Here is a 20525-nt window from a genome sequence, read left to right on the forward strand (position 1 = left end):
AAACGTTTGAAATGTTTGACCTCTCCTAATTCATGTACATATGGATGATCAGTAGCTGTTGCTACTGATCTATTTTTTTGATTTCAGAACGCAAATACGCCGCATCCTTTCCTACACCACAAATAAGTGCCGAACCCCTTTGAGATTGCCATGGCAAACCAATATAATATAATCCTCTTACTGGACTTATTCCCTTTATATGATTAGGAAATCCTTTCTCGTTCACTGCCTTTTCTATTTCAATCCATTTATAATCTTGCATAAAACCAGTTGACCATATAACGCTTTCTGCACTATATGTATCACCATTTTGAAACATAATGTTATTTCCTGATGCACTTACCACTTTTTTCTGTAGTTTTATTGCTCCATTACGAATGAGTTCTTTACCTTCAAAACCAAAAATGGGGTCCTTTTTCCCCTGAAACCACCTTCCTCTCTTTGTATTTATTTCGGCATATAATAAACCTGTTTTTTCTAACCAATAAAAAATACTTTTTCCTAATAGATGTAACGGTAAAAACGTTAAAGGATGACTGATAGACATCGTAACTTCATAAGTTTTTGCAAGTTCTACTGCTATTTGCATTCCTGAATTCCCACCACCTACTACTAGTATTTTCCCTTTAGGAATTTGTGATGGTGTTTTATATTGTGATGAATGTATTTGAAAAATATGTGATGAAAGATGTTGTGAAAATGAGGGGATGAATGGTTGCTGAAAACCGCCTGATGCGATAATAATTTTTTTTGATTGTAATATTTCTTTAGAAGTATGTAATTCGAATATATCTTTTTCTTTCTTTATTTTTAAAACTTCAGTTTGCAATTGTACAGGTAATTTAAAATACGTTGCATATCCTTCTAAATAATTTGCAATCTCATCTTTATATGGAAATCCATTTTTCTCTCCTATTAATGCCATACCTGGCAAGCTACTATATGCCCTCGGTGTAAAAAGCTGCAAAGAATCATATCGGTTTCTCCATGAATCACCAATTCGGTTTCCCGCCTCAAGTAATAAGAAACTATATCCTTCCTGCTTCAAGTAGTATCCCATTGCTAATCCAGCTTGACCAGCTCCAACGATAATTATATCTTTCACTCCAATCCCTCCTTCCCACAAACACATGAATACATGTTCATATGTTCATACGTTTCCATAATCATAACATTTTATTTTTATATAATTCAATATCTACCCAAAATAAAAAGAGCAGTTCACTATAAAGTAAACGCCCCTTAATATGTATCATCTCGTTACTCATTAATATTTCAATTGTCCCTAAAGGATCTAACGGCCCATACACACTATCACCTAAATTTATTATCATTTCGACCTTACGACGTGAAATATCTTTTAATACCGCCTTTAAAGCGTGACTATTTCCATAAATATCTGAAATTATCACTATTTTTCTTTTCATTGTAACCCCTATTTTGATAAATTATTTATGACACCTCAATTTCTAAACCATTTCCTCATAAAATGTAATTCTATTTGAAAATGGATCAATCACTGTTAATTCAAGTGTATCCCAAGGTGTTTTTTCTATATTAGGTTTAGAATATAAATATTCTTTACTCGATAATACAGTTTGGTAGTTTTTTAAATCTTTCATTTTCACACGAATCGCACCGCCTGGTGATGCATCACCATGATGCTCAGATAAATGTATCACAGCATCCTTTAACGAAATTTGCATATATAATGGCATATTTTCCTCATACCGATGTTCCCAATCCAGTTTAAATCCTAAAAAATTAAAGTAAAATAACTGAGCCTTTTCAATATCAAAAATTCTAAATATAGGTGTAATCATTTATAATACCCTCCTATTTATATACATCCGCCGCCAATTCCCGCAAAACATCTACATTCATCACTTCAAAACATCCATTATTTTTCTTTATAATCTCTTTATCACAAAAAACATTTAATGTTCGTAATAAATGCCGATAACTCGTTCCTAACAATTCGGCTGTTTCCGTTAAATTCCCACTAAACACAATTCTATTTCCGTGCTGAACCGCTCGTTCCCCTGCTGCTAACATATAACTCGCAAGTCGATTTTCAAGCGGATATAGTAAATTAATTGTACTATTTTTTGAAAGTCGATTTAATTTATTGGCTAAAGAACCGCAAATGCATCTTAAAAATTTCGCATCATGAAACAACTGATTTCTAACTTTCCCTAAAGGCAAACCAACACAATAAGAATCTGCCATTACTTGTACGTTTGAAGTGATCCTTTGAGAGTGAATTAACTCTACATCCCCTAACAATTGCAAGCTATCATAAAAACATAATAATACGGACTTTCCATTACTTAATGTGTTAAACGCTTTCGCTTTTCCTTCAACAAAGAAATATAAATAATCTATCTCTTCATTTTCTCTACAAATGAACTCATTCTTTTTAAAAAATATAAGTTCCATATATGGCTTCATATCACTACTAAAAAATGAGTCAATATTATTTTGTTTCATATAATCTGCTAATTTATTTGAATTACATACTTTCTTCATAGTTCCCCACCTTTACAACTCATCCCCATTTTAATCAAAATTTTCTTCTTCTACTATGACATATGTCATAGTAATACACAATTTCAACATGATACAGTCATTACAAACATGAAATACAAAGGGGATATTACATTGTATAACTTTCTTTCTGTCTTTATTGGTGTGCTTATTGCCATTATGCTTCCATTGAACGGAATTTTATCTGAGTTGATTGGCAATTATACAGCGAGTGTTGTCATTCATCTTGTAGGTTTAATAGCAGTTGTTTTCGTGCTAGTCCTTAACAAAAATAAAATTCACTTTGAAAAAGGTATTCCACTTTATTTATATAGCGCTGGAGCGATTGGTGTATTCACTGTTCTTTTTAGCAATATAAGCTTCTCTGCTCTTGGTGCCTCTATTACTATCGCATTAGGCTTACTTGGTCAATCTATTGCTTCTATCGTAATTGATCATTTCGGTTTATTAGGTATGAAAGTTGCGAAGTTTGAAAAGAAAAAACTAGTTGGGTTATTATTCATCTCTTCTGGAATTATTATCATGACAATTTATTAATGGGGGCAAGAATATGTTATATATTTGTATCGCTATTTTAGTTGGAGTATCCATCGTTGTTGCTAGAATTATTAACGCGAATTTAGCAAAGAAAATTGGAAATTGGGAAGGTACGTTTTTTAATTATATTACTGGATTATTTTTCTCTATGTTATTTTTAATTTTCAGTTCAGATTCGTTGTATATTTCTAGTCATACACTGCAATCCATACCTATCGCTGTATACTTAGGCGGATTAGTAGGTGTTATCGTCATCTCATTATCAAACTATATTACTCCTAAAATTCCAGCATTTTATTTAACGTTACTCATCTTTATCGGACAATTGTTTACGGGGACTATCATTGATTTCTTCTTGTCACACGAACTCTCAATGGGCAAAATTGTCGGTGGAATTTTCGTATTAATAGGGCTTACTTACAATTTACTCGTTGATCGCCCTATAAAAACTGTGAAGCATAGCCACGTACAACTATAATACTTTACGCTTACCTATCATATATTAATAGAAAAGCTCTTCAAACGAAGTAATAGAGAGGAGAATATTCTATTAAGAAAATTATTTTACTGCTAGGTAGTGTATTGATTATTTTTGGAATCGTATGGTTTTTCAACTCTGGAAAATCTATTCAAGATTTCTATACAGCAAGCAAACCAAAGAAGAAAGCTACTATTATTTCAACTCAAAGAGACCCAAATGCACCTCCTGTCTTTTTAGGAAAACAGGAAATAAAAGATATACATGTAGAGTCAATTAAAACAAAAAAATCTATCTTCCTTACAAAAACAGATGAATTAAAAACATTCATTAACAGTATGGACACAGCAAAAAAAGGCGATTTAACGCTAGATGAAGAAGGTTCTGATTCAGTAGATTGTAACATGTGGATTACTTTCCAAGATGGGACTTATAAACAATATTTAATTTGGATAGTAGATAACAACAGTAGTGAAGTTATGATTGCCCATCAAAACACTCCTGATGACGTAGACCTTACTTATTATCAATTAAATGAAGGTAATTCGAAAAAAGTATATAACTTATTTAAAAAGGTTATTTAATAGAAAAAGTCATGAGCTAATAGGCCCATGACTTTTTCTATTTATATATATTCAGGGAACACTTTACAGCTCTTTTCCTGCTCCATATCATGACCAAAGAAAACAATCGGGTTCTCTTTTATCACAACCTCTTTCAAACGTTTAATTGAAGCTAAAGCTAATCCCGGATCAAATCCCGCGAACGGCACTTCATCTTCAAAATTTTCTTTCGTATAAGATGCATCAATCGTTAATAACACAGGACCGGATTTTTCTGTCTCAATTAATAGCGATTGATGCCCTGGAGAATGCCCCGGTGTATACAACAGTTGAACACCTGGTACAACTTCATAATCCCCTTCAATAATTTTATAGTTTAAATTCGGCAAAATACACTCTTTTAAATATTCTTCTCTATACTGCGCTGCCTCATATTCAGCACGCTGTACAATGATCGGTGTATTCGAAAAAGCACCATTTCCCCCTGCATGATCAAAATGCAAATGCGAACTAATAATATATAAAAGATCTTCTGGCTCATACCCTGCACGCTTTAAAATATTTACGATTCTATCTTCTTCAGTCATTTTTGGTAAAATCTGTCCCTCAACAAATGTACCGTTAAAAAGCCCTTCATTATTAACTGCACTTTCTGGCATACCTGTATCTACTAAAATAGGCCCCTCTTCTGTCTCCAACAAATAGCACCATACAGGTAAGTTCAATAAATTCCCCGGTGTGAGCGTACTATTAACAGAAGAATGGTCTAACATACAACGACCTGCTGGGACGAAATAAAGCTTTTTCACTGTCATTATGTATCCACCTTTACATTTAATTTCGTATAAAGTAATACAGTAAAAAATTCTTCTTTTTAGAAATAAAATCCTTCTACTTTTTCATTCCATCTTCACTTACTATTTTTAAATTTACGAATAGCAAAAAACAATACAGTAGCTGTGATGTAACATATAGCAATTCCTACGAAACTAACGCTAAAATCATCTGTATGAATAGCCATAACTTTTAAAACATCTAAATTTAATACGTGACCAATTAACGAATACATAATGATAATTGCCATTACGATTAAATAATCGCTTTTGCTTAGTTTTGCTGTCATTAGTCATTCACCTCGCATTGTTTTCTATACCGATTGTACATTATTTATCAGAATTTTAAAACTAAATCAACGACAGCATAAAAAGGAGGGTACTTTTTTACATAACAACACTTCCCATCTATAATGAAAGAGAAAAAGACTCTTACTTTAATGGAGGGAATAAAAATGAAAGCAATTGGTTTACATGAATACTTACCTATTGAAGAAGAAAACAGTTTAATTGATATTGAAGTTGAAAGACCTGTTGCCACAGGAAGAGATATACTCGTTAAGATCAATGCGATTTCCGTTAACCCAGTTGATACAAAAGTTCGATCTCCGAAAGATAAAAAAGAAGATGTAGCAAAAATACTTGGCTGGGATGCTTGTGGCGTTGTCGTACAAACTGGCGAAGGTTGTACATTATTTAAAGAAGGCGATGAAGTATTTTACGCTGGAAGCATAACGAGACAAGGTACATATAGTGAATACCATCTAGTTGATGAAAGAATTGTTGGTAAAAAACCAAAAACGTTGAGTGATGCTGAATCTGCAGCAATTCCTTTAACAGCCATTACCGCGTGGGAAGGTTTATTTGAGCGTTTAGGGATTGATTACTCTAAAAAAAGCGAAAACACATTTAAAAACATTTTAATTATCGGCGGAGCTGGTGGTGTTGGCTCGATTGCTATTCAGTTAGCTAAATGGGCTGGACTAAACGTAATCGCAACCGCATCCCGCAACGAAACCATACACTGGGTTGAAAAATTCGGTGCCGATTATATAATTAATCATCACCAACCTTTAAAAGATCAAATATTAGAATTTGGGCTAAAAGATGTAGATTATATCTTCTGCTTAAACAATACTGATCAACATTGGCACGCAATCGGTGACCTCATTAAACCACAAGGGAAAATTTGCTCTATCGTAGAAAATGAGCACCCTCTTGAGATGGGGATTTTAAAAAGTAAAAGTGCTACATTCGTTTGGGAGTTTATGTTTACAAAAGCGATGTATGAAACTGGTGATATGAGTACGCAGCACGAACTATTAAATAAAGTAAGCGAGCTATTAGATGAAGGTATTCTTCAAACTACTTTAAATGATACGTTAACACCAATTAATGCAGAAAACCTTAAAAAAGCACATGTATTACTTGAAAGTGGACGTACAATTGGGAAGATTGTATTAGAGAAATTTTAATAACAAAAGTCCGATTTCTAAATAAGAAATCGGACTTTTTTATTACCTTTATTTACTTGAAACCTCTTGATTATTTTGAACGTCTAACGGAGCTCTCTTCCCTATTCCGAAAGCATAGAAACTAATTGTTACGATAGCTAAGAAAACAATACCTACAACTAGTGAAATACGAGTATCATCGTTAAACCACATACCGATTAATACCATAATTAAAAAGGCAATTGTTAAATAGTTTGTAACAGGAGCAAATGGCATTTTGAATGGATGATCTTTCATCTCTGCTCCCTTTTCTTTTCTAAAACGAATTTGACTAATTAAAATAACAAACCATGGCACCATACCAGGAAGTACACTCGCACTATATACATATACGAATAAGTTTTTTGGCGCGATATAACTTAAAACAACACCAACCGCTAAACCGATAATTACACCAACTGTACCGAATAAAGGTACACCGTTACTAGAAATCTTCGCAAAGTATTTCGGTGCTTGCCCATTTACACCTAACGTATAAAGCATACGTCCAGCACTATAAATACCACTGTTACAACCAGACATTGCCGCTGTAATAACAACGAAGTTAATAAGTCCCGCAGCTGCCGTAATACCAACCTTCGCAAAAGTTGCTACGAACGGACTACCAATTGAACTTAATTGATCCCAAGGATAAACAGTTACAATAACGAAAATAGCACCAATATAGAAAATTAGAATACGCCAAATTGTGCTTTGAATTGCTCTAGTAAGTGTCTTCTTCGGATCTTTCGCTTCACCAGCAGTAATCCCGATTAATTCCACACCTTGATATGCCCCAACTACAAGTGATAGCGCAAAGAAGAATCCTGAAAAACCACCTGTGAAGAAACCACCATTTTTCCACAGATTAGATATACCAATTGCTTCTCCTCCGTTCCCAATTCCGAAGAAAATGAGACCGAATCCGGCAATAATCATTAATAAAATCGTAACAATTTTAATCATTGCAAACCAAAATTCAAATTCACCAAATGACTTAACCGAAATTAAGTTAGCAGCACCAAGAATAACCATTGCAATAACACCAGGTATCCAAGCCGGTAAATCTGGGAACCAATATTTCATATACGCCCCAACTGCGATAATCTCTGACATCCCAACGATAACCCACTGGAACCAGTTACTCCACGCTGTCATATAACCAGCTAGCGGATGAATATACTTGTGGCCAAATGTCGCAAATGAACCTGTGCTTGGCTCCATATACAACATTTCTCCCATGGCACGCATAATGAAGAAGATGAAAACACCTGCGATTGCATATGCAAGCATTACTGACGGACCTGTCCATTTAATCGTGCTGGCTGACCCCATAAACAAACCAACACCAATTGTTCCGCCTAAAGCAATCATTTGAATATGACGTGCTTCTAAACCTCGTTTCAATTCTTTGTTTGCCACTTCATTTCCCCCTCTTAGATGATTCATAGCCGCATTTTAAAGTAAGATGTTTTACCCCTAATTCCTCTTTGGCTTGAAAATGATGAAACAAACGTCATTTTAGACTAACTTTAAAGCTATCCTAAAATCTTATTTTGTCTCTTATAAAATTTCCAAAACCCCTCATCTTCCTATTTTCTATAAAACTTAAAATTGCTTACTTCATATTAATTCATTTATCTGAAAAGTTCAATTATTTTTTCAATAAATCATTATACATAAATCTGATTAATTTTTAACTAAATTAACAATAAAATACATCTATTCAATATGATTCTAGTATGGATATTATTACAATATAAATAACCGAGGAGAAAGTATTCACCTCGGTTATTTATCACATACACATTAATATGTATTGTTTATACTACACTTTTCCACCATTTAAATGAATTTCATTTCCATTGCTACTGTCAATTTTAAATTCTATTTCCACATTCCCCATACGCTCTGTTCACATATCTGCCTGAAGGTTTAATATATTAGTAAAATTACTTCTCTTTGCATACCCAATACATCCGTCCAGTCTTAATCACTCAATTCTCATTTCTGAAAAGTGATCCTTAGTAGTACAAAAACAAAAAAGCCCAGCAATTCATCACTGGACTTCTTCTTTATCTTCCAACAAAACTTCCTTATCAAAACGAACAAATTTACTCTGTACTTCCATTCCAGCTGCTTCATATACGCGAGGTGCTCCTGTAATATTCTCAGAATCTACATTCAGATGCACTTTTGAAATCCCCTCTTCGTACAATTGACCAAATGCATACTGTAACAGAGCTAATCCTAACCCTTGTTTCCGCTTAGAACGCCTTACACCTAAATGAGTAATTTCAGCTTTATTATCAGTACCCTTTTTACTAAAAATAAAGCCCACTACTTCATCCTCAACCATTGCTAGTGACCATAACGTAGGATGAAACCCAGCTCTTTCAGTACGCTGCAAAAACTCTTCTAGCTTTGAAGGTCGCGAATTCCAGTGGTCTGCAAAGGCTTCATTAAAAGCTTGATGTAACCTTTCATCATCTAAACCTGGTATGTAATGTCGCACTGTAACATCCTTTGGCCATAGTGGCGATGGAACATTTCTCTTTAATTCAATCCCCATCCCCCACCATATACGAGTTGGGATAAATCCATCTTCTTCTAATACTTTTTCCTCATAGAAATTATTTGCTTGTGTTACAATCGTGCCATTCAAGCAAGACGAATTACTTACAAGCTCCGTAGCACGCTCTTCAAGCTTTGACCATATTACATGTTCAATTCCTTGATTTATATAATCAGGGTTTACAAATACGACAGATGGAAACTCCCTTTCATTTCCTGTCAAAATTCCATAAGCGATTATTTCTTCTTCATTCATAACAACATAAGAGCTTTTACTAACATCAATACCTTCCCATGAGTTAGTAATGTCCTCTACCGTTGTATCAATTTCACCGTACATAGCTTGATCATAAATTGTACATAGTTTTAAAATTTGTTGTAAATCTTCTTGTGTAGTTGCTTTAACATTTAGATTGTTTACTAAGTTCCGCATACCTTTCACCTCATTTAAACGAAATAATAAGATTATAATAATTAAAAATTCGAATCCTCTTGCAAAAAAACATTTCACACTGCTACTATTTTACGAAAAATATTATTGCTCCTAAAACAATCAACAATACACCCGAAAGCGGAAAACTCTTTTCTTCCTCTTTTATCTTTCTTTCAATAATGCCTTTAATTTTCGTCTTCATATCCTCTGGACATTTTCTAAATAGAATATCAGTAGTATGAAACGGCCTATTTAAAATTCGAATCTTAGCAGGAGATTCCGATAAATATATATTATTTTTATCCAACGTAAATTCTATATTTGCTTCAGTAAGTCCTTCTTTCACTAATATATTCACTCGGCTAGAAGGTAAATTAAACACTGTATAATCGTTAAAAGCTAGCCCTCTAATATCGAAATGTGAGTATATGAGAACTAAAGTTATAAACAACAAAACTAGTACAACTATTGTTTTCACTAATGAAAGTTGATTTAACATATAAGAAGATGTTGTCATATAAGCACAAAAAAATGCCATTAAATTACAAAGATAGTGGTTTAAAATGAAAGTTTTTCTTACAACTATAGTAAGTCCGGAAATGATTAGTAGAGTACATACTAGATTCATTAACATATTTAACCCTCCAAAAAAACTATAACTATACAACTTTGTTATATTTTAACATTAATTACATGTTCATACCTATAATTATTTTCATAAAATATAAAAGAGGTTGTCCCAAAAGTAGCTATTCAGCTACTTTTGGGACAACCTCTTTTTATGCATTCATCTTAAATTATAATAATACTTATATTATTTGAGGTATTACCGTCCTAGTTTTCGCTACATATCCATCTGGCTAATAAATTCAAATAACCCGAACCGAGAAGACTGACATCTCCAACAGAAAGATTTGATATCTTTATAACCTTATATGTCCCCCCATCCATATAGACAGGGGGACATATACCGCATCATTCTTTACTTAATACTTTCTAATTCCCATTGGTGATAATTACCTGGTGAAGTTGTATGCTCAGATTTTAAAACAAGCTCACCAGCACCTACAAGCGGGGCAATACCATTATCTGCAACAGAACTAGTCCACTGGTTTTCTCTTGATGTTATATAATTAGAATCAGATTTTATATAGAAGTTCTTCTGATTAGTAAGCTTGTCTAGTTTAATAGTAGATTTATTGTATTCAGTATCTAACCAACTATAGTCATAACCATTTCCAATATTTAAATACTGATAATTACTATGACTACTATTCGTAAACTTCATAAACACTTCTTCATCTTTTTTGAATGGTTCTTCCGGTTTAGATTTACCTTTTCTTTCAAGTATTACTGGTGTTGCTTGAACGTCTGGTCCATGTATTGCTTGTTGGATAGGACCGAGTCTCAATCCATCCCAATTATTCCCCTTAAGTGAAAAGTGTACATATCTCCCATTAATTGATTGGCTTAAAGTACCAGCGCTCCAAGATTCGTTTACACCGTTAGCGAAGTTAGTAGCTGACTTCAAATAATACTGTTTTCCTTCTACTATAGGTTCTCCGGAATTATCTACTACTATTTTATCGATAGCGTCTAGATAGTTTTTATTTGAAACAAGAGGCGTGAAAACTTCAGTTTTATTGTCTTTTACATCAATTAATTCAAACTTAGCGTGAGATTCCCCAAGAGATGCACGGTTAACTGCTATGTCTACAGGTTCATTTTCTTTAGATTCATATACATTTGAATTCTGATTTCGAACTAATGTTACCTTTTGGCTCTCACCTTTTTTATTACGAACCGTAACAAAGATTTCTTTATTTAAATTAAATATACCTGGTATAACCGAAGCATAAATCTTTTTCTTGCTATAATCATAACTGCTATATGATAGAGTTGGTTGTAGTGCGCGTTGATCAAAGAAGCCAAGGTTCACACCTCGTTCTAAAAGAGAACGATTTGGACCATAACGAACTAGATTTTCTTTTGGCTGACCATTTACAATATGCTTCGCTACCCAAGCCCCCTTGCCTATCCCGCTATTTTCAAAAAATTCGTCCAGTGAAAGATTATAATCAACGCTAGCAGGTTTTGTTTTGTTCGTTCTTGGTGTATACACTCTAAATTTTGGTATAGAACCCAAATTTGTTTCTACTAATGTAGTAGAAGCATTTACATTTGATGCAAAATGCGACCAATCACCTAAATTTTCAAACTTTCCATCTTTCATTGTATATACATTCATTGTACTGGTAGGCAAGACCTCAATAGAAAGGGGTGCCCCTTGTTCTACCGCTTTTAATTCATCTAGTGTTAGAGAAATTTTTACATCCGCTTGACCTTCTATACTATCCATTAGAATTTCAGTTTTATTGTTTCCGCCTTTTGCTGTAGTTAACAAGTTGGCTTTATAACGATCTTGTGTCGCCTTAACAGTATTAATAATTTTATTACCTAATCGAATGTTAAAGTGAGGTGAAACATCCCCAGCAGACGCTGTACCCGTGTTTTTATATTCTAGATGGAAGCGCACATTTGCTGCTTTAGCTGAATCAACAGTTGTTGCTGTTGACCAATCAAAACTATTAGAGATGCTTTCTGTTTCCGTTTTTGTATTAGAGTAACCATATCCTACATTTAACGATCCTTTTCCTGAAGGTACAGGACCCACTGCCGATCCCTCAGCGCCGCCTTCAACCGCTAAACCAACATTAAAAGAATGTTGTACAGATAGACTTTTTTCCCAGCTCTTAGTACGTGATTCACCATTTGAATCTGTAATACTAGCAACCGGAGTAATATCGATACGTTTTACAGCAATTTGTAGATTTGGCACATTCGCGATCATGGGGTTAAAATCTGTATCAGAATCACTATCATAATGCTCCACTTCATAGCTATCTGTAAAAGGGTCTCCATCTGAGTTTGCACTCTTCGGGTTTGTTATAAATCTCTTTTTTCCAAAGTCTTTCACTAGATCATATAACTGAGCTTCATTTTTTCCTGTCTTTTCATTAAATACAATTTTAAATCCTTTTTCTTCCACGTCATTAGGAATACCATCATCGTCCCAATCATTATTTTCCTGAGATTCTTCCATAATCATGATTCCCTTTTTTCCAGAATCACCATAGATAATATTTTGTCCTTCCTTTAGATTGGTATCTTCTTGAAAGGTTTCCACTTTTCCGCCTTGTTCAGGCTTTGTTTCAGCTAAAGCAGGGGATGTTATCGTCAATGCCATAGTTAAACTACTTACTGCACCAAGTATTGGCTTTAATTTTTTCATCTTAGTTTTCCTCCATATTTCCTATACATGTTTGAACATCTACTAGTAAGATTGATTTCATAATATCTCACAAGTCTTTCATTTCCCTTTCGCAAATGTTACAAAAGTCTTTCACAAATTTTTTTTTACTTTATTGATATAACGGGTTCCGTTGCAGAATTTCTTAACACATAGAAAGATGAGAAAATTGCAGAAACAAATTTTATAAATTATTTCCTAACCAAACAAAAAGGCAGTTTTACTTTGCTATTTAATAAATTGTAAATCTGATAGGTGACAAAAATAAAAGGAACACAACTTTTTTAAAGTTGTGTTCCTTTTATTTATAAACTATTTAATTATAAAAGATAAAATCCCTATAATTACACATGCAATTCCGCTTAAGAATTGTCCCAGCCCCGCTGTTTCTCCTAAAATAAAGAAATTAAAAATATTTTTTCTTGTTTGTGTTTTCCCTATAAATGCTTCATCCGTTTTCATTCTATATATACCCCATAATACTAAGACTACGCCAAAAAGTATAAATAATAACTTTAAAATCATCGTGTAATTACCTCTGTTCAATATATTTTTTATGTATGTGATTCCTTTATTTTTATTCCATAAAGGCAGTTTAGAAAATAATGTTCCTTTTTCCATACCTCTTTATTTTTCTAGTACATCTGAACGAACTAGTTTTTAATCATCTGTTTTAATTACACCTGTTGAAATTGAACCTTTCTTCTGGCACCTGTCCATTTTTAATATTTAATGACAGGTTTTCTTTTTCAACAGAAGTGATTGAACTAGAGGAGTAAGATACTGTACTTACTTCTACTTTTAAAGAAAAAGCTGGACTTACTAGAACAAGCACACGCTAAAGCTGCGGGAGTTATTTTTTCATTTGACCCATTTTATTTCTTCCTCTCTTTCATCATATCTACAAGATTACAAAAGATGAAATTATACTTATACTATTCACTTCAGATTAAAATATAATCACCCTCGATACAGTAATCTTATTATATATATCTTTCAATTTCCTTTCGTAAATGTTACAAAAGTCTTTCAACCGACTCATTTTTTTCTGATGTAACAGGAAGAGTAAACCAAAATTCACATCCCTGTTTCCCATCTTGGCGGTCCCGAACACCAATTTGTCCTTTATGCAGTTCAACTAGCGATTTTGCAATAGCTAAACCAAGCCCAGAACCTCCAGATTGTGAACTTCTTGATGGATCCGTTCTAAAAAAACGGTCAAATATACGCAATTGATCATCTGGAGAAATCCCTTCTCCTTCATCACACAAAGTGAATTGAACTTGCTGCTTCTGTTTATTTTCCTCTACAATTAATTCGATTGTTCCACATGTAGGAGAATGCCGAATCGCGTTATGCAACAAATTATTGATAACTCGTGCTATTTTACATGGCATAATCCAAATTCGTGGTAATGTCTCAGAAACATGCAATTGCAAATCAATCTCTTTATCTTGCAATAAGATATCATGTGAATCTATTACTTTTAATAGAATGCTATCTACATGTATTAAACTTGGATGAAAAACTTCTTGTCCAAGTTCTAACTTAGAAAGGTCAAATAAATCATTAATTAATCCACTTAATCGTTGTATATCATTTAGGATTGTCTTTAAATATTGTTGTTTCATATCAGGGTCTTCAATTAATCCATCTTGTAACGCTTCTACCATCAATTGTATGCTAGCCATAGGAGTTCGTAAGTCGTGGGAAATATTCGCAATCAGCTCTGTACGTGCTTTTTCTCCTTTTTCTAACTTAGCAAAGCTTTCGTCTAGTTTTTTGGCCATTTCTTGAAAAGCTTCTGCTAATTCTTTAAATTCTTCCGGTTCTTTTCCTATTATGTACATCGTTCCAAATTGTCTATCACTAAATTGTTTGGTTAAGGCAATTAAATTTTGAATAGATCTCATAATAGGGCGTGTCATTAACCAGTAAATAATCGTAGAAATAATCATTGCTACAATTACTATTACTATTAATAATCGTGTCTGTTCTGGTCTAAGTAGCATTTGCCTTTCACTGTACCATATAGAAATCACCATGATACCCGTGCTTAATAGATTCATCAATAACAGTTGATATCGTAACTTCATTTATCGTTTCCTCCATCTGGTTCAAAACAATAACCGATGCCCCAAACCGTATGAACCCAACGATTCTTTGTTGTATGTTTCTCCAATTTCTCACGTAAACGACTCATTAATACAGTTACTGCATTTGTGCAACCTTCATACTCAAATCCCCAAATTTGTTCAAGAAGTTGAGACCGTGAAAACACCTGTTTAGGATGTTTTGCCATGAGATAAAGCACCTCAAACTCTTTCACCGTTAGCTCTATTTCATATTGACAAACAAATACACGTCTTTTCGTTGGATCAATTTTCAAATCTAGAAACTCTATCATTCCTGATTCAGGCTCTATTCCTTGAGGTGTTACTTGATTTCCTCTTCTTAGTATAATTTGTACCCTTAATACTAATTCACGAGGCGAAAAGGGTTTTGTTACATAATCATCTGCCCCCATTGTTAATCCTAAAATCCGCTCCCTTTCTTCTCCTCTCGCGGTTAACATAATAATAGGTACATTGGAATGTTGGCGAATTTCCTCACATAGTTCCCAACCATCTTTTTCTGGCATCATCAAATCTAAAATAATTAGATCTGGTTGAAATTGTTGAAATACATTCCATCCTTTTGCTCCATTCACAGCAGTGTATACCTCATACCCTTCCCTTTCTAAGTACCGTTTACATATCTCCCGTATATTATCTTCATCTTCTATAATTGCAATTCTTGTTTTCATACATTAAATCTCCTCTGTTCCTTCATCAATGGCAAATGATATAAAATTAATATTCTTAAGTTCATATTAGTTTATATACATTACATTTTTCTTTCAAAAATATAACAAAACTCTTTCACAGCCATCATAAAAAATTATCACTCAAGTAAAAAAGTTTCTTTTTCTATAGCTGAGAAAAAGAAACTTTTCACTTTAAAGATATACATGTGACTTAACCTAAATGGTATTTAGAGCAACCTTCTTTTCTCTAAATTAATTTTTCATCTCCCGTTACATTATGAATCTAACTTTTTAAGTGACTTTTGAAAGGAGCCTCTTACTTCTATGCATAAAATATAACGTCTACTGAAAATAGGAGTTGTACTTCAAATTCAAATTCAAGTTACATTATCTCTATTAAATCCATTTTTCTTTGCCTGATCAAATCACTTCAGACCACCTATATTTCTACAAGATAATCGTCTGATTTTTCATTTTCAGAGATTTATTTGCTAGTTATGATTACATGCTATTTGGACTAACATCACCAACTGAGTCACCGTTATAAATTGGGAAAAACAGAGTAACAGTAGTTCCTTTCCCAACTTGGCTTTTTATACTTATTTTCCCACCATGACTTTCAATAATTCGATAACTCATCATGAGCCCAACACCCGTCCCTTTTTCTTTTGTACTATAAAAAGGTTCACCTAGTCTTTTAATTCTTTCTGAAGGAATACCTACTCCTTTATCTAAAATACAAATCTTAACCTCGGTACTATTATGTTTTTTCACATTAATGATGATTTCTTGACCATTTTGTATAGCCTCAATAGAATTTTGTAAAATACTATAGAAAACTTGTTTTAATTGAATTTCGCAACACTCAATCAATAAGTTTTCAACATCCATGTTCAATGCAATACGAATATTCTTCATAATTGCTTGTGTACTTATTAAGTCGACTACATTATCTAATATAGTACAAAGGTTTTTCGGTTCAAATACTGTAGCATTCGGTTTTGCAATAGATAAAAATTCTTGAATAACTTTTTCAATACTACTGATTTCAGAAAGCATTAGACTTAAATATTCTTTATCCTTCCCTACTTCCTGCTGCAATAATTGCATGAATCCTTTAATTACTGTTAATGGGTTACGAACTTTATGAGCGACCCCAGCTGCCAATTGCCCTACTGCATTAAGGGTATCTGATTTCTTTAATAATTCCGTCGTTATTGTACGCTCTGTAATATCACGTACAATAATCATAATTTTATCCTCAAAAAGCGGTAAAAGTCTTGCTTCAAAATAATAAATTTCATCATCTAATTGTAGAGAATAATCTATTAATACAGGAGCGGCTGAAGTTTTTATTTGATTAATAGCATTCTCAAATTGCTTTATAATAGAAACTGGTAATATTTCTTGGAATTTCTTTCCTATAAATTCTTCAATTGGAACATAAAATTTAGATATGGAATTAACTTTACAGTCCCTAATGGTCCCATCAAGGTCCGACAAAAAATACAAATCAGGAATTGCTTTAAAAATCAATTCTAGTTCAGTCGAGGTTTGTTTAAGTTTCTCTTCCATCCTCTTACGCTTAGTAATATCAATTCCAATTGCTCCGAAACTCCATCCTAAAGTTGGAATACTATGTAATATATTGGACCACATAATAGTTTTTATCTCACCATTTTTACATGTGATATCCATCTCCCAATCTCTAAAATCGTGACCACTTTGCAACAAATCGTTACGATTAGGTCTATGAGGATGTAGCAATTTCATCGCTTTTGGATTGTTAATTATTTCATCTGCATTATATCCAGTTACTAATTCACATTCCCGATTCCACATAATAATATTTCCTTTTTCATCAATAGCATTAATCATAATCGGCATATTTTGTAATATACTGCCTAAACAATTTTCCTCATGATTTGTTATCACATTCATTTGTGAATCTTTTTCATGAATTTTTTTAAGGTGTAATTGTTGTGTTGCCATCTCTTCAATTAGATTTGCAATGCATTTAAAATGTGTTATATGAGAATCCCCAATAACCTCTTTATTACTACTTGTTCCTATAACAAAGGTTGCTATATGTTCCTGCTCAATAATGATAGGAATATGCATTTCTTGGGACGATTGGATTTTTGGATTATGAAAAAAAGGGTCACCTTTGGAAAATATAACATTTTGATTATTATCAAGGAGACAGAATGGAACTTTAGTTAAATTATAAAATTGCTCTGTTATATTCTTAAACTTGTTTATATTTATAAGATCTTTAAGTGTGTATTTCATTATTTAACCCATCTCCTTTATATTTACTATATCTTTAAGACTCCCAATATAAATTTTCAAACTAGAAACAATAAACAATTCCCTATTACAATGATAATCTTGTCCTGAATTACCATAGGATTAACCGCGTACTTGTATAGAGTAATAAAACAAGGGTTTAAACTATAACAAGGGCCACAAAACTTTCTTAAAAAAAGGCTCTGCGGCCTTATGCTTTCTTGTTTCACCTAAATAAAAATCAATTGTATTTCTTTCTGAATCAACGGCACGCTATAAGTAAATCTATTATCTTCTTACTTTTATATAAACTATTTAATTCTAAATCATACTTATAAACTTAGTTTATAATCATTGTACAAACAAAAAATAATCTATATTTCCCTATTATCTTTACTAATTTTAATATTTACAAACTAAGCAATTACTGATAACGTTGTAATTGAAATAATTACAACATTTCATCATCCCTATCAAATCTCGAAATCTTATGTTGTATCATATCTGCCATCTTAAAATGAGCATAAATTTTTGAGTAATAATGTTTTCATTTAAATGCTATTGGTTTATTCATACTATTTCCCTTTATGTTTAGATTCATAACATGAGTATGTCCAAGTTTGATAATACATTTTTATTCACCAAAATTTTTTGTCCCCTCCTAAAGACATTTTTTCATGCTCTCCTCCGTAATATAAGTCTATTTTGATAACAAAAATAGATTTTGTAACTTTTGTAACTAATTTTGTAATTAATGAAACCAAACATAAACCAAACGAAAACGAAACATAAACCAAATATAAACCAAGCATAAACCAAATATAAACCAAGCATAAACCAAATATAAACCAAACGTAGAACAAACACAGGCCAATACCAGGTTTTAGATAAAATCTTATATCCCCCCACATGGCAACTATATTCACAATTTATTGTAGATGATAAAAAACAGTTGCTAAAAAATCTCTTGTTTAATAAATAAAATTTGTAAAACTGTAGTACTAAAAATTATCAGCACGAATGATAATTTTTATAAAAAAGAGAGTCTCATTTTTCAATGAGACTCTCTTTTTTATATATTTAAACAGAATTTTCAGCTCTATCATTCAAAATAAATACTCGAGTGAAAACCACCATAATTACTACAATAACTAAAAAATATAGGGGCATGACTACTAAGGAACCTGTATGCAGCTGGCTCATTCCCCAAATTGTCAGCGTGACTATTATATAGTACCCTAAGCTAAATAATGCGCCTGCTGTACCAATGACATTTTGAAAATCTACTAATGCTAGACTGAGACAGTTAGGTAACGCTATCCCAATTCCTAATAGCAATATAAACATCGCTACTAAAAATCCAATCATATATATTATGTTGGGATTTGATCCAACATAAGTAATAACAGATAAAATGACTGCTCCCCCTGTCATTACAATACAACCTATATATATGATTTTCTCCGGTTTATAAATAGGCAGTAACCGTTTTGAAACTTTCGCTCCAATAATAGAAGCAGACGCAACTACAATTCCTAGAAATCCGTACATACTAGGTGATAACTGAAAGTATTCAATAAAGATAAACGGCGCTTCTGCGTAGTAGCTAAATAAAACACCATTCGCTCCTCCAATTAATAGACCGTATGTTACTACTTTCGGATTTGTGATTAATCTTTTTAACACTGAAAAGACATTTATTTTATTCGTTACTGAGTCCATTTTTGTTTCCGGAAGAGAAACAAAAGTATACAGAAAAATCCCCACACTCATAACAACTAAACTTAAAAATACTATTTTAAATCCAAACATTTGATCCAGAAAGCCCCCAATTAGCGGACCTATCGCTGGTGTAAAAGCAATGACTGCCGAAATTTGAGCGAACATAACATGACGTTTATGCCCTTCTACACTTTCACGAAGAATCGTTTGTGTCACAACTGAGCCAGCACTTGCTCCAAACGCTTGAATAAAACGACTTAACAATAAAAATTCAATGGAACTTGCAATATAGCATAAGAAACTTCCAGCGCCATATACTACAATTCCAAGTAGCATCGCCCGGCGACGACCAATTATATCTGATAACCATCCAATAAAAAATACACCTAAAGCAAATCCAGCAAAATAAACACTAAGCGTTAACTGCACCTCATTATTACTTACATGTAGCGCCTTTGAAATGTCTGGTAAAGACGGTGTGTAAATTGTTTCACTAATTTGCGGAAATGCCACAAGAATAATCATTAACCACAGTGATGGTACTGAGACTTTTTTCATTTTTCATACCCTCCTATAACTTTGAAAATCTCAGAAATGAATAGACTTTCCTTAGCTACGGAACAGGAGGGGCCATTATAGAAATTCGATCATAAAACAACAAAGAAAACACCTCAATTACGCATGTTAATACTTATAGGAGGGTAATATTAACATTGATTTTACAATATAGTCTTTCAATTATATGATAGGTTGTATTTGTTTTCTAGTGTTCATGATCTGAATATTTGTTAGTACACGAATGTCCTTTTTATTCTCTCGGAAAATCGATTCGTTTCAAAAAAAGTTAATAACTTAATACAATTACCTTATTATGAAATAATTCTCGCATTCGTACCTTCACGATTATGAATTGACCAATCAAAAACATAATGCAGTGACC

Annotated in this window: 18 protein-coding genes and 2 pseudogenes; 4 read left to right on the forward strand and 16 right to left on the reverse strand. The window is 32.9% G+C overall.

The features are described from left to right. Window positions 1-61: 61 nt before the first annotated feature. The 4 genes and pseudogenes from NSQ47_RS10730 to yeiL form a co-directional block, all read right to left on the reverse strand. Window positions 62-1105 (reverse strand): flavin-containing monooxygenase, encoded by a 1044-nt coding sequence (locus tag NSQ47_RS10730; RefSeq protein WP_341036853.1) that lies wholly within the window; start codon window positions 1103-1105, stop codon window positions 62-64. 133 nt (window positions 1106-1238) lie between these two features. Further along, window positions 1239-1427: pseudogene (locus NSQ47_RS10735) on the reverse strand (metallophosphoesterase family protein); the annotation flags it as partial. A 42-nt stretch (window positions 1428-1469) separates the two neighbouring features. After that, entirely contained in the window at window positions 1470-1823 is a 354-nt protein-coding gene (locus NSQ47_RS10740) for a glyoxalase superfamily protein (protein WP_002110987.1), read from the reverse strand. Between the two features lie 13 nt (window positions 1824-1836). Then, on the reverse strand, window positions 1837-2529 hold the full coding sequence (gene yeiL / locus NSQ47_RS10745) for a transcriptional regulator YeiL (RefSeq protein ID WP_002110988.1): 693 nt from the start codon (window positions 2527-2529) through the stop codon (window positions 1837-1839). Window positions 2530-2637: 108 nt separating this feature from the next. Between yeiL and NSQ47_RS10750 the strand changes: the two genes are divergently transcribed. The 3 genes from NSQ47_RS10750 to NSQ47_RS10760 all read left to right on the forward strand — a co-directional run bounded on the left by NSQ47_RS10750 (window position 2638) and on the right by NSQ47_RS10760 (window position 4146). Further along, complete coding sequence (locus NSQ47_RS10750; protein ID WP_002121099.1) at window positions 2638-3084, forward strand: DMT family transporter; 447 nt, start codon at window positions 2638-2640, stop codon at window positions 3082-3084. Window positions 3085-3097: 13 nt separating this feature from the next. Further along, complete coding sequence (locus NSQ47_RS10755) at window positions 3098-3562, forward strand: DMT family transporter (RefSeq protein ID WP_002121102.1); 465 nt, start codon at window positions 3098-3100, stop codon at window positions 3560-3562. A gap of 104 nt (window positions 3563-3666) precedes the next feature. Beyond that, complete coding sequence (locus NSQ47_RS10760; protein WP_002161034.1) at window positions 3667-4146, forward strand: hypothetical protein; 480 nt, start codon at window positions 3667-3669, stop codon at window positions 4144-4146. 41 nt (window positions 4147-4187) lie between these two features. On the opposite strand, the gene aiiA is transcribed toward NSQ47_RS10760, so the two are convergent. Together aiiA and NSQ47_RS10770 are read right to left on the reverse strand one after the other, a co-directional pair. Beyond that, window positions 4188-4940 carry a quorum-quenching N-acyl homoserine lactonase AiiA gene (aiiA, locus tag NSQ47_RS10765; RefSeq protein WP_341036854.1) on the reverse strand — a complete coding sequence of 251 codons (753 nt, stop codon included), beginning with the start codon at window positions 4938-4940 and terminating at the stop codon, window positions 4188-4190. 95 nt (window positions 4941-5035) lie between these two features. Continuing rightward, entirely contained in the window at window positions 5036-5248 is a 213-nt protein-coding gene (locus tag NSQ47_RS10770; protein ID WP_341036855.1) for a hypothetical protein, read from the reverse strand. Between the two features lie 165 nt (window positions 5249-5413). Here NSQ47_RS10770 and NSQ47_RS10775 point away from each other — a divergent pair, with 165 nt between their 5' ends. Beyond that, entirely contained in the window at window positions 5414-6433 is a 1020-nt protein-coding gene (locus NSQ47_RS10775) for a zinc-binding alcohol dehydrogenase family protein (protein WP_341036856.1), read from the forward strand. Window positions 6434-6481: 48 nt separating this feature from the next. Here NSQ47_RS10775 and NSQ47_RS10780 read toward each other — a convergent pair whose 3' ends face one another. From NSQ47_RS10780 to NSQ47_RS10820, 10 genes and pseudogenes are all read right to left on the reverse strand, one after another. Beyond that, window positions 6482-7873: an amino acid permease gene (locus NSQ47_RS10780; protein ID WP_131231030.1), complete on the reverse strand. Its 1392-nt coding sequence runs from the start codon at window positions 7871-7873 to the stop codon at window positions 6482-6484. Window positions 7874-8510: 637 nt separating this feature from the next. Then, on the reverse strand, window positions 8511-9458 hold the full coding sequence (locus tag NSQ47_RS10785) for a GNAT family N-acetyltransferase (RefSeq protein ID WP_341036857.1): 948 nt from the start codon (window positions 9456-9458) through the stop codon (window positions 8511-8513). A gap of 85 nt (window positions 9459-9543) precedes the next feature. Beyond that, complete coding sequence (locus NSQ47_RS10790; protein ID WP_341036858.1) at window positions 9544-10092, reverse strand: hypothetical protein; 549 nt, start codon at window positions 10090-10092, stop codon at window positions 9544-9546. A gap of 348 nt (window positions 10093-10440) precedes the next feature. Beyond that, the gene (locus tag NSQ47_RS10795; protein ID WP_341036859.1) at window positions 10441-12750 is read right to left on the reverse strand and encodes a binary toxin-like calcium binding domain-containing protein; all 2310 of its coding nucleotides are present in this window, start codon (window positions 12748-12750) and stop codon (window positions 10441-10443) included. Between the two features lie 330 nt (window positions 12751-13080). Beyond that, complete coding sequence (locus tag NSQ47_RS10800; RefSeq protein ID WP_002110998.1) at window positions 13081-13293, reverse strand: hypothetical protein; 213 nt, start codon at window positions 13291-13293, stop codon at window positions 13081-13083. 491 nt (window positions 13294-13784) lie between these two features. Next, window positions 13785-14864, reverse strand: coding sequence for a sensor histidine kinase (locus NSQ47_RS10805; RefSeq protein ID WP_088059485.1), 1080 nt, complete (start codon window positions 14862-14864; stop codon window positions 13785-13787). Continuing rightward, complete coding sequence (locus NSQ47_RS10810) at window positions 14861-15574, reverse strand: response regulator transcription factor (protein WP_002111000.1); 714 nt, start codon at window positions 15572-15574, stop codon at window positions 14861-14863. Before NSQ47_RS10810 ends, NSQ47_RS10805 begins: the two co-directional genes overlap by 4 nt. A gap of 501 nt (window positions 15575-16075) precedes the next feature. Beyond that, window positions 16076-17866 (reverse strand): ATP-binding protein, encoded by a 1791-nt coding sequence (locus NSQ47_RS10815; protein ID WP_341036861.1) that lies wholly within the window; start codon window positions 17864-17866, stop codon window positions 16076-16078. Between the two features lie 177 nt (window positions 17867-18043). Then, a pseudogene (locus NSQ47_RS28230) lies at window positions 18044-18136 on the reverse strand (IS6 family transposase); the annotation flags it as partial. 807 nt (window positions 18137-18943) lie between these two features. After that, a complete protein-coding gene (locus NSQ47_RS10820) occupies window positions 18944-20143 on the reverse strand; it encodes a multidrug effflux MFS transporter (protein ID WP_002111003.1) in 1200 nt (399 codons plus the stop codon). Window positions 20144-20525 lie beyond the last annotated feature (382 nt).

This window comes from Bacillus sp. FSL R10-2780 (genome assembly GCF_038006125.1).
In the GTDB taxonomy this organism is placed as follows: domain Bacteria; phylum Bacillota; class Bacilli; order Bacillales; family Bacillaceae_G; genus Bacillus_A; species Bacillus_A cereus_U.